6 protein-coding genes are annotated in these 11,635 nt (G+C 56.9%); all 6 read left to right on the top strand.

Features of this window, described 5'->3' with window-relative positions; genetic code table 11:
* The first annotated feature begins 5 nt into the window (after positions 1-5).
* The 6 genes from PGR91_RS11250 (at position 6) to PGR91_RS11225 (ending at position 11,451) form a co-directional block, all read left to right on the top strand.
* Positions 6-1,979 (top strand): fimbrial protein, encoded by a 1,974-nt coding sequence (locus tag PGR91_RS11250; RefSeq protein WP_186965863.1) that lies wholly within the window; start codon positions 6-8, stop codon positions 1,977-1,979.
* Between the two features lie 37 nt (positions 1,980-2,016).
* On the top strand, positions 2,017-4,281 hold the full coding sequence (locus tag PGR91_RS11245) for a hypothetical protein (RefSeq protein ID WP_118655731.1): 2,265 nt from the start codon (positions 2,017-2,019) through the stop codon (positions 4,279-4,281).
* A gap of 84 nt (positions 4,282-4,365) precedes the next feature.
* Positions 4,366-4,932, top strand: a complete 567-nt coding sequence (locus PGR91_RS11240) for a DUF3575 domain-containing protein (protein WP_055203614.1) — start codon at positions 4,366-4,368, stop codon at positions 4,930-4,932.
* A 17-nt stretch (positions 4,933-4,949) separates the two neighbouring features.
* Entirely contained in the window at positions 4,950-6,371 is a 1,422-nt protein-coding gene (locus PGR91_RS11235) for an OmpA family protein (RefSeq protein WP_101573808.1), read from the top strand.
* A gap of 240 nt (positions 6,372-6,611) precedes the next feature.
* On the top strand, positions 6,612-10,814 hold the full coding sequence (locus PGR91_RS11230; protein ID WP_118655733.1) for an acyl-CoA dehydratase activase-related protein: 4,203 nt from the start codon (positions 6,612-6,614) through the stop codon (positions 10,812-10,814).
* Between the two features lie 7 nt (positions 10,815-10,821).
* Positions 10,822-11,451: a TetR/AcrR family transcriptional regulator gene (locus PGR91_RS11225; RefSeq protein ID WP_101573812.1), complete on the top strand. Its 630-nt coding sequence runs from the start codon at positions 10,822-10,824 to the stop codon at positions 11,449-11,451.
* The last annotated feature ends 184 nt before the right edge of the window (positions 11,452-11,635 follow it).

The following is an 11,635-nucleotide window of genomic DNA, read 5'->3' as shown; positions in this document are numbered from 1 at the left end:
GAGTCATGATTTCAAAGCATATCATACGATCGATCTTTTCGCTGGCCGTCCTGCTCTTCGCCGCATCGTGCCAGAAAGATCCGGACGGCTCCGCCCCGGACGGCAATAACCTGACGCTTCAGGTCTTGCTGCCGGTAGAGGGGGGGACGAAGGCGACCGAAGACGGAGAGAAGGCGCTGAACGAAAATAAGATTTCGACCCTCGACGTATTTATCTACAAAGAGGGAGAAGACGCCTGCGCCCATTACCAACGCATCGTGCCGGTCGACGGAATGACCCGGTACGGCATTTCGAAGAACCGGAGCGCATTCGCGGAAAATACCGGGTATTCGGTTTATGTCGTGGCGAATGCGGGTACGGCCGCCGCAGGGGCGATGTCCCTCGCGGAGCTGAAAGCGGCGGTCGTTGCCCAGGCTCTGAATCCCGATGCGGTGCAGACCGATCTGCTGATGGACGGTAAGTCGATCGCGACGGTACTCAACGACGGTACGAAAGCCAATAAGAACATCGATGTGTCGCTCAAAAGGGGCGTTGCCAAGATCCGGGTGAACCTCAGTTACGGCGCCGATTACCAGCCGGCGGGACAGGTGACCAAAAAACTGGTCAACTACGCGTCCGACGCCAGGGTGCTGGAAACCGGGGACGTTCATACGCCCGCGCTGGCGACTACCGCATCCTATACGGGCGCCGACCTGGTGTCGGGCGATCCGAACCAGATCATCTTTTATTCGTATGCCAACGACTGGAACGCCGCGGTGGCCGATGAGACTTTCATCTACCTGAACGTGCCTATAAAGAAAGGGGCTGCCACGGTGAACCATTATTACAAGATTCCCGTGAACTACCGCCTTGCGGCCGACGGGAGCGATCCGGCGCACCTTTACAAACTCCGCCGCAACTACATTTACAACATTACGGCGCATATCGACGGCGACGGGGGATCCGACGCACCGGAGGCCGTCTTGCTGGAAAACGTCGACTATCAGGTGGTGGACTGGACGACCAACGACATCGAAGTATGGATCAAAAACATCATGTACCTCTACATCGACGAGCAGGACATCGTGATGAACAACATAGATACCTATGTTACGGGATTCCAGTCCTCTTCGGACAATGTGGAGATCAAGAATCTGAAGGTTTTCGTCGAAGGGGCCGAAGTTTCCGTACCGCAGGTGAACGTTACGCGCGATCCGTTCGTACACAACGGATCGATCACGATCGCCAGTCCCATTCCGGACAATTTCGTTCCGCGGGTGATTACGTTCGACGTGGAGAACGGCGACCATATCGTCCAGAGCGTCCGGGTTACGCAGTGTCCGCCGATCTGGATCGGCCATATCTTGTCGCAGGACGTGGACGGGAACAAAAACCGAAACATGTATACGGTCAATATCAAACAGGCCGACCTGCGAACGATTCCGATGCCCGACGTTCCGACCAGGGGCAGTTGGGGAGACGCCCACATCCGCGGGTATTACCAGGAGCTGACCGGAAAACTGTATACCGGTCCCCATCCTTACAATCCGGTGAACGACGGCCGCCAGGAAATGGCGTACGGTTATTGCCAGGTAGGCTATCCCGCTCTGGATAAGAACGGTTATACCGATCCTTCCGCGAGTAACCGGTGGATGATCTCTCCGAACTTCATGTTCGCGTCGAGAGTGTCGTCTTCGACCGATCGGGTCGATTTCTGGGCCGCCGTGAGCCGGTGCAAGAACTACTCCGAGACCGATACGGACGGAGTGACCTATAAAAACTGGCGCATGCCGACCTATGCCGAGATGCTGTTGCTCGATGTCCTGCAAAATGTGAGCAAATGCGAAATCAAGGACATTACCGACAGACACCGCTACTGGACGGCCGATCCGGCGAGCAATGCGGCGTTCCGTATCCTCAATCCGTCCGGGGGTACCGACGGGGAGAGTGCCAGCAGTGCGGAAGTGCGATGCGTAAGGGATATAGACCGTCCGTTGTAGCCTTTTTAACGACAAATGAAATAATTAAGGTAAAGTGATGAAAACAAGATTTTATAAATTGTCGCTGCCGTTTTTGCTGATCGCGGTTCTCGCTTCCTGCATGAAGTCCGAAACGGAACCGGTTTCCATGCCGGTAAGCGGGGAGGCCGATCTGGAATTTTCTTATTCGGTTCCCGATTATACGGTCGTTCGTACCAAATCGGCCGAGAGTACGGTAAACGATATCAGTCTACTGCAATTCGATGCCGACGGCCGGTTCCTCGGCCGCTCGGTCGCATCCGACCTGCAGGGCGGTACGTTCAAGGCGAAGGTGTCGGGCAGTACGCGTATCGTGCATTTCATAGCCAATTACGACTGGAACGCGTTCGACGAGCGGGGCTCGCTCGGCAAAGACGAGAGAACCCTCGTGCCGGATCTCGAATCGGATACCTGGGTGCTGTGGGACCGCAAGACCGTCGATAATTTCAATGCTCCCCCGCAGGTGAGGCTGCTGCGCAACCAAGCCAAGGTGACCGTAGAGATCGACCAGAATCTGCTGGATCTGATGGCCCAGGGGCAACGCGAGCAGTTTACCGTCGAAGGGTTCGCGCTTTATAACTATGCGACCCGCGGAACGATCGCTCCGTTCAGTCCGGGCATTGCGGAACCGTTCGAGTGGTCGGCCGACCGGGCCACCGTTCCGGCCGATGCGGGCATGTGCGCCGATAAACCGACGACGCTGGATCTCGAGCCTAAATACATGTTCGAGAGCGACAACGGCTACAATGACGAGACTTTCGTGATACTTCACGCCGGCGGCGATTATAAAAAGTATTACAAAATCGAGTTGATCGACAGCGAACTCAATCTTTATCCGATCGTTCGCAATACCCATTTCAGGATAAGGATCATGGACTATATCCCGGGAAATATCGGTTCCGGAAGCGTTGAAAGCGCGATCGACGCGCCGCCGATCAACAACATTTACGCGGAGATCATCAAAGAATCTCCCGAGATATCGGACGGTTCCGACCGGCTGACGGTCAATCCGATCGTCAATATCCTTACCAATCCGGGGGACGGTTCCGCGACGCAGCGGCTCGAACTCGACGTCAAGTATGAGAAGAGCAACGTCGTGACCAACGGCGATATCCGCAACCCGCTGGTGCTGTCCGACGAGGAAGGGATACTGAGCAACCTGTACGTCGACCGGGGTTCGGGTAAGGTGTACGCCGACGTCCGGGTCGTCGACGACGGTTTCAAAAAGGCGGAAATCCGTATTTCCGCCGGCGCCCTGTCGAGGATCGTGACCGTCATTTCATGCGAGAAGTTTACGTTCGACCCGGTGGGGATGCCTTCCGGCGTCAGCAGAGGCGATTCGAAAACGCTTACGTTCGACATTTCCGACGATATTCCGGCCGCCTATTTCCCGCTGCGATGCGTAATTACGGCCCGGAATTTGGAGCCGACCAATGCGAGCCGGAACAGCCTGCAGATCGAATCGAACCCGGACGGCAGCATCAGCTATATTTATATGGCGACCGGAGCGGGACAGCAGACCGTCGATTTCCAGAATTCGAGGGATCATGGCGGCGAATTGGTGACTATCGAGAACCCGATCTTCAAAACCGCGTATGTCGGGCCTGCGCTGACGCTCGTATCGATCAACGGACACCATTCCGCTTATCTGCAAAACTGCGTGGGATACGGCATCGGTCAGGAGGCGCTGATAACCTTCTATATGTCCGAAGACGCGTTCGCGCGGCAGGATCTCGTGTTGTTTTATACGCCGAGCCTGGCTCCGTCGGACATGACCGGGTTCAGCGACGACGGCGGCGGATACTACTATTACACTCCGGCCAAACCGGGATTGCAGACGGTGAGCTTCAAGGTGACCGCGATCGATCTCGAAGAGGCTACGACGACCCGGATGGTACAGTTGTACCATGACGATCCGAATGTGTACACTACGTTGACCTATGAGTATTACCTGGTAAGCACGGAGTTCCTGCGCAGGCAATTCAAGCGGGCGAACCATGCGACGAACCTGGGTAACGGCAAGGAATTGTACGTGGTGAGCGCTTTCGCGCTGAGGCACGACAACCACGATCCGAATAACCAGGGCAAGACGGGTAAGATCGAAGCGGAAGAGATCGGCAGCGGGCTCGCACACGGATGGCGCCAGTGGTATATGATTCCCGGGACGCGTCTCGATCACCTGATGCTGTTCGAGATCCATGAAAGCAGCGACCGCAGGGCTACGCGTACGTTGAAGAGGATCATGCGGGAACCGTCCAGCACGATTACGCTGCGCGCAGAGTAACGACGAACGCAACCTCTGTTTATCAGTATTCACAAAGCCGGCCGTCCGCGGGGCGGCCGGTCCATAAACGAAAGAAAAGTCATGATGAAAAAAGTTATTCTTCTGCTCGCCTTTGCCGCGATGACGGCTTCGACCGGCGCTCAGAAAGTCGCTGTGAAGAACAATGTCGTTTACGACGTACTGGCGACGCCGAACCTCGGCGTCGAGCTGGGGCTGGGACGGGCGACGACCCTCGATATATCGGGTAATTACAATCCGTTCGAGAAGAACGACGGCAAAATGTTCAAGCACTGGCTGGTGCAGCCCGAGTTCCGTTACTGGTTGTGCGAACGTTTCAACGGGCACTTTTTCGGCGTACACCTGCTCGGCGGAGAGTACAATATTTCGAAGGTGAAACTGCCGTTCGGCCTGGCCCGGGACGGTAAGGAACACCGTTACGACGGCTGGTACGTCGGAGGCGGATTCAGTTACGGTTACCAGTGGATGCTCGCGCGGAAGTGGAGCATCGAGGCCACCGTCGGCGTCGGATACGTCCGTTTCGACTACGACAAGTACGGGTGCCGCGACTGTAGTCCCCGGCTCGAATCCGGAACCAAAAACTATTTCGGCCCGACCAAGTTGGGCGTTAACCTGATATTCATAATTAACTGATATAATCCGAACGTCTGATGAAAAGATCGCTAATTATAATCTTGTCCCTGTTTTTCGCAGCCGACCTTTGGGCTGCGGCGCCGGGAACATGGACCGTAGAGAATACAAAGGTGCGTAAGGTAAACGAAGAGGTGGAGGTGTCGTTCGATGTGAATATCGAAAAGTTGCGTCCGAACTATCGGGTCGTGATGACGCCCGTGCTCTACAACGGGGCCGACAGGCTGGCGCTCGAGCAGATCGTCGTAACCGGCAACCGGCGCAGCCTGTACGATACCCGCAATAGAGCGACCGGCGGCAAAGGCTATGTCTTAAAAAGAAAGGATACTCCTGCGAAGGTCGGCTATAAAGCGCTCGTTCCGTATCAATCCTGGATGAATACGGTGTCGCTGTCGCTCGGCGAAACCGTGGTCGGGTGTTGCTCCGAAGATACGAAACCGGCCCGGACGCTCGCCGCGGACAAGCTGCTCTATTACGAGATCGTGCCGGCTTACAACAGCGAGCCGCTCGAATACCGGCTCACCGAACTCGAAAAATATTCCCTGGAGAATCCGTTTCTGCATCCTGTCGAGGATTATCCCAACCGTTACGACATCCTGTTCAACGAACGCGACAAAGGGACGGCCGTAATCCGGTTTACCGTAGGGTCGCACGTAATCGATATGGATATTCCCGGCAACAAGGAGTTGCTCGGCGCAGTGGGGAAAGCGTTCCAGCTTATCCACGAAGATCCGAATGCGTCGCTCAAACGGATCATGATAGCCGGATACGCTTCGCCGGAAGGTACGCTGGCCGGCAACACGGCGCTCGCGCAAAGGCGTGCGGAGTCGTTCCGGGATTACCTGCTGAAGAACCTCGACATGCCGCGCGACGAGAGCCTGTTCGAACTTTACAACGGGCGCGAGGATTGGGACGGTTTGCGTAAAATGGTCGCCGAGTCGGATATGGAGTACCGGCAGGAGGTGCTCGACATCATCGATGCCTACGCCATCGAGCAGGAAGAGCGCAAGACCAAATTGAAACAGCTTGCCGACGGAAAGCCGTATGCCTACATGCTGAAGAATTTTTATCCTGCCCTGCGGAATGCCGGATATTTGCAGGTCTACTACGACATCGACCGGACGGCTTCCGTCGCTACGGCGGTTACGGACGAGCACGGCCGCACCACGTGGATTGACCCGGACAGTCCTGAAAACATCGGGGTTACGCGGATCAACAGGGCTATGCGGCACATGGTCGAAGGAGACTACGAAGCCGCTTTGAAAGAACTGGAAGGTCAGCAGGAGAATCCTGCGGCATTCAACTACATAGGCGTATGCTACATGATGAAAGGGGATTACGACACGGCCGAAAAATTTCTCCGGAAAGCCGAAGCCGCCGGCGATCCGTACGCATCGGTCAATCTCGAACACATCGGGCAGGCCAAAAGAATCGAATTTTAGAGTTTTACCGAAGGAGGTTTCAGGCATTGCCTGAAAACGGGGGATACCCGCTGCATTTGCGGCGGGTATCTTTTTTGTATTGGTCTTCCGTTGGTATAAATTTTTGGAATGACCGATCGGACAACCGGACGTTGAAAAAAATTGCAAATAATTTTCATCCCGATTAACCATGTCGGAATTTTTGTTTACATTTGTGTCTGACATTATAGTCAGACAGTGTTGGTGAAATATTGTTTTGTTATGAAACACAATAGAATAGGTCTTGATGTGGGTTCCACGACGCTCAAGGTCGTCGTATTGGACGACCACGACAACATTTGTTTTTCGACCTATGTTCGTCACAATGCCCGTATTCGGGAAACTCTTTCCGTCGTCTTTTCGGAGCTGGGCGAGCGGTTCGGGGACGAATTGTTCAGTTTGACGATTACCGGTTCGGTCGGGCTGGGCATCGCGGAGCGCACGCAGATCCCTTTCGTTCAGGAGGTCGTGGCTTCGACGGCCTATGTCCGGCGTTACCATCCGCAGGCGACGACCCTCATCGACATCGGCGGCGAGGACGCCAAAGTCGTTTTCCTGAAAGGCGAAACGCCGGACATGCGCATGAACAGCAATTGCGCCGGCGGTACGGGGGCCTTTATCGACCAGATGGCGCTCCTGCTCGACACGACGCCCGCCGGACTCGACCGTCTGGCGCAGCGGGCCGTCCGCATTCATCCGATTGCCTCGCGGTGCGGCGTTTTCGCCAAAACGGACATCCAGAACCTGTTGGCCAAAAACGTGAGCCGGGAGGAGATCGCCGCTTCGATTTTCCACGCCGTGGCGGTGCAGACCGTCGTAACGCTGTCGCATGGCTGCGACATCGAGGCTCCGGTACTTTTTTGCGGCGGGCCGTTGGCATTCCTTCCGTCGTTGCGTAAGGCGTTTGCGGAGTACCTGCATCTGGACGGAACGCAAACGATCTGCCCCGCCGACGCCCAACTGTTGCCGGCATGGGGTACGGCGCTCTCCGGAACCGATGCTTCGCTTCGCGCGGCGGACGAATGGCTCGCTGTCATCGCCGCGAATACGACGCGGGGCGACCGCACGTACAAGGCGCTTCCCGCCATCTTCGAAAATGAAGAAGCGCATACCGCTTGGCGGCGGCAGCGGAACACCGGGACTTTCCGCTCCGTGCCGATTCCGCCGGGCCGGATCGGGATAACGCTCGGCATCGACTCCGGTTCCACGACGACGAAGATCGCGGCGTTCGACGACCGGCAGCAACTGCTTTTCACCCACTATGCGCCCAACAACGGCAACCCGATCGCTGCGGTCGGGCAGGGATTGCGCGAGTTGCTCGCTGCCTGCCGGACGGCGGGCGCCGATCCGGTCGTGGAGGGCAGTTGCGTAACGGGCTACGGCGAGGATCTCATCAAAGCGGCCTTCGGACTCGACGCGGGCGTCATCGAGACCATCGCGCATTACCTTGCCGCCAAAGAGATAACGCCCGACGTGTCGTTTATCCTCGACATCGGCGGACAAGACATGAAGGCCATTTTCGTCGAGCACGGCGCCGTAACGCGCATGGAGATCAACGAAGCTTGTTCGTCGGGCTGCGGTTCGTTCATCGAGACCTTCGCCCGGAGCCTCGGCTCCGGGGTCGGGGAGTTCGCGGCGCAGGCGTGCACCGCCTCCCATCCCTGCGACCTGGGGACGCGCTGCACCGTTTTTATGAACTCCCGCGTGAAGCAGATGCTGCGCGAGGGAGCTTCGATGGCCGATATCGCTGCCGGGCTTTCTTACTCGGTCGTAAAGAACTGCCTTTACAAGGTGCTGAAGCTCCGTTCGGCCGACGAGATGGGCGGCCGGATCGTCGTGCAGGGCGGCACGATGCGCAACGACGCCGTGGTGCGGGCTTTCGAACGGCTGACCGGGCGCGAGGTTTTCCGCAGCGACCGTCCGGAGATGATGGGCGCTTTCGGCTGCGCGCTCTATGCCGGAAGGCTTCGGTCGTCCGGCGTGTCCCTCGAACAACTGCTCGAAACGGCTTCCTGCACTTCGGACATGCTGCAATGCCGTGGCTGCGAGAACCGATGCATGGTGACGCGCTATCGTTTCTCAGGCGGCAACACCTACTATTCGGGAAACAAGTGCGAGCGTCATTTTTCCAATAAAGGTTCCTGCGACGTGCAGGGCGAAAACGCTTATGCCGAGAAATTGCGCCTGCTTTTCGACCGCTCCGGTTTCCGGGAAGGGTGTCCGGTCGTCGGCATTCCCCGTTGCCTGAATACCTACGAGGAGTATCCTTTCTGGCATACGTTGCTCAGCGACTGCGGTATTTCCGTCGTGCTGTCCGACCCTTCGAACATGCGAACCTACGAACATAACGTGCGCCGCGTGATGTCCGACAACATCTGTTTTCCGGCCAAACTCGTCCATGCCCATATCAGCGATCTCGTCGAAAAGGGCGTAGACCGCATTCTGATGCCTTATGTCGTATACGAACAACCGGACGGCAAAGAGATCAACAGTTACAGTTGTCCGATCGTGGCCGGGTATTCGGATGTCGTGCGGAGCGTCGACAATCTTTCGATCCCGCTCGACTCGCCGACCGTTTCGTTCCGTAACGAAAAGCGACTCTACCGCCAGTGCTCCGACTATCTCGTTTCGCTGGGCGTAGCGCGCCGGAAGATCCGGACGGCTTTCCGGCGGGCGCTCGACGAACAGCGCGCTTTTGCTCGGCAGCTTAGGGAGCTTAACGGCGGGATTCTGCGCCGCAGCCGCGATGCGGGCCGGCTGACGCTTCTCGTAGCCGGCCGGCCCTACCATGCCGATCCGCTCATCCAGCATAAAATCGCGGAGATGGTCGCGGGGATGGGCGTCGACGTCATTACGGACGATATCGTGCGCGGCGAAAATATTTCGACCGCCGACACTCATTATGTGGCGCAATGGGCCTACGCCAACCGCATTCTCCGGGCTGCCGCATGGGCGAGCCGGCAGGATCGGAACGTGCAGTTCGTCGAACTGACCTCTTTCGGCTGCGGCCCGGACGCTCTGCTGACCGACGAAGTGCGCGACCTGTTGGGACGGCACGGGAAAAGCCTCACGCTGCTGAAAATCGACGACGTGAGCAATACCGGGTCGCTGAAGTTGCGTATCCGCTCGCTGATCGAGAGCCTGAAACTCGGGCACGCTTCGCAGGCCGCGCCGCGGCCGTTCGTGACGACGCCCGATTTCGGCGAGCGGGACCGCAAGCGGAAAATCCTCGTTCCGTTCTTTACGCCGTTTATTTCGCCGCTTATTCCGGCGCTGCTGAAACGTGCCGGATACGAAGCCGAGAACCTACCCATGAGTACGCAAGCCTCGGTAGAATCGGGATTGCGGTATGCCAACAACGAAATCTGTTATCCGGCGACGCTGATCGTGGGCGACATCGTGAACGCGCTCCAGTCGGGCCGGCACGACCCGACCGAAACGGCCGTGGCCATCACCCAGACCGGCGGACAATGCCGCGCCAGCAACTACATCGCCCTGATCCGCAAAGGGCTCGTCAATGCCGGTTTCGCCGACGTGCCGGTTATATCCGTATCGCCGGGCAGCGGTCTGCAAACGACCCAGCCGGGGTTCCGTATTCCGTGGCTGCGCGTGTTTCGCGGTGCCATCGGAGCCGTTCTGTTCACCGATTGCCTGGCGCGCCTCTATTACGCTACGGCCGTGCGCGAAACCGAGCCCGGCGAAGCGGCCTCGCTGCGCGACTGGTATCTGGAAGACGCGAAAATGATTCTGGAATCCGAATCCGAAAGCAATATTCTGGATGCCTTTGCCGAAACGCTGGGCTTCGCCGTTGAAGCGTTTTCCCGCAAATGCCGTCCCATCGAACGGCCGAAGGTCGGTATCGTGGGTGAGATATTCCTAAAATTCAATCCTTTCGCCCAAAAAGGATTGATCGATTGGCTGACCGATCGTCGGATCGAAGCGGTATCGCCCATATTGACCGATTTTTTCATGCAGGGGTTCGTCAACCGCGAAATCCGAAATCGTTCGGGACTGGATTCCTCGCGGATTCCCGGCTGGCTGCTTCGGCAAGGAGCCGGGCGTATGCAACGGCTCATCGGTCGTTTCAACGGCATCGCTTCGAAATTTCCCTACTTTCAACCGATCGGCAACGTGTATGAGAGTGCCGAAGCGGCTTCCGAGGTCATATCGCTGAACGCGCAGTTCGGCGAGGGGTGGCTGTTGCCCGGCGAGGTGGCGATGTTCGCCCGGCACGGCGTCCGGAACGTCGTCAGCCTGCAACCGTTCGGCTGCATCGCCAATCACATCGTCTCGAAGGGCGTGGAGAAACGCATACGCGGGCTTTACCCGCAGATGAACCTGCTGTCGCTCGACTTCGACGGAAGCGTTAGCGACGTGAATATTATGAACCGGCTTTTACTTTTTGTCAATAACCTTGAAAACTAACTTTGCTATGAAACCTGCGGGAAATATCGAACAGAACGTCATCGCGTGCGCCCATCGGCTTTTCATCGAAAAAGGGTACGTCAATACCAGCATGAGCGACATCGCGGCGGCGGTAGGCATTACGCGTCCGGCGTTGCATTACTACTTCCGGACCAAGGAGCGGCTCTTCCGGGCGATCTACGGCGACATCCTACAGGAAGTGATTCCGCGCATCCATGATATTCTGATACGCGATATTCCTTTTATGGAACGGCTCGACCGAATTATCGACGAATACGTCGCTCTGTTTCTGAACAATCCCGATCTGCCGTATTTCATGATAGGGGAGATTCAACGCGACGTGAATCATCTTATAGAAGCAGCCCGGGAACTGAAGATCGACAAGTATATCCTCGATATCCAGAATGCGCTCAAAACGGCGATGCGGGAAGGAATCCTCCGTCCCGTCCCGTCCCGGATCGTTTTTCTGACGCTCTATTCGCAACTGACCTTCCCGTTCCTGATGAAAAATCTGGTGACGACGCTGCTGCTCGAAGACAAAGAGCAGTTCTCCGTCTTCATACGGGAATGGAAACGCAACGTCCTGTCGCAAATGGCCTGTTTGCTGTGTCCGCAAGACGAAAACGGCGACGTATAGTTCGGACGATGCAGACGGAAACGGATCAATCCGCCCGGCGCGGCAAACGGCGGAGATGCAGACGGATGATTCGTCACCGGTATTCCTGCGAACAGGCGGACCGAGAGTCCGTTCCCTTCGATAGCATGTTCTTTCGAGTTTGCGAAGATACGTCATGTTTGCGGTTCATTTTGCGATTCCTCGA

The organism is Candidatus Alistipes pullistercoris (genome assembly GCF_027665465.1).
GTDB lineage: Bacteria > Bacteroidota > Bacteroidia > Bacteroidales > Rikenellaceae > Alistipes_A > Alistipes_A hominis.
This window is presented reverse-complemented; position numbering and strand designations above follow the sequence as displayed.

Coding starts and splice junctions, on each gene's coding strand:
- PGR91_RS11225 (WP_101573812.1), top strand. CDS start 10,822: ATGAAACCTGCGGGAAATATCGAACAGAACGTCATCGCGTGCGCCCAT.
- PGR91_RS11235 (WP_101573808.1), top strand. CDS start 4,950: ATGAAAAGATCGCTAATTATAATCTTGTCCCTGTTTTTCGCAGCCGAC.
- PGR91_RS11240 (WP_055203614.1), top strand. CDS start 4,366: ATGAAAAAAGTTATTCTTCTGCTCGCCTTTGCCGCGATGACGGCTTCG.
- PGR91_RS11245 (WP_118655731.1), top strand. CDS start 2,017: ATGAAAACAAGATTTTATAAATTGTCGCTGCCGTTTTTGCTGATCGCG.
- PGR91_RS11230 (WP_118655733.1), top strand. CDS start 6,612: ATGAAACACAATAGAATAGGTCTTGATGTGGGTTCCACGACGCTCAAG.
- PGR91_RS11250 (WP_186965863.1), top strand. CDS start 6: ATGATTTCAAAGCATATCATACGATCGATCTTTTCGCTGGCCGTCCTG.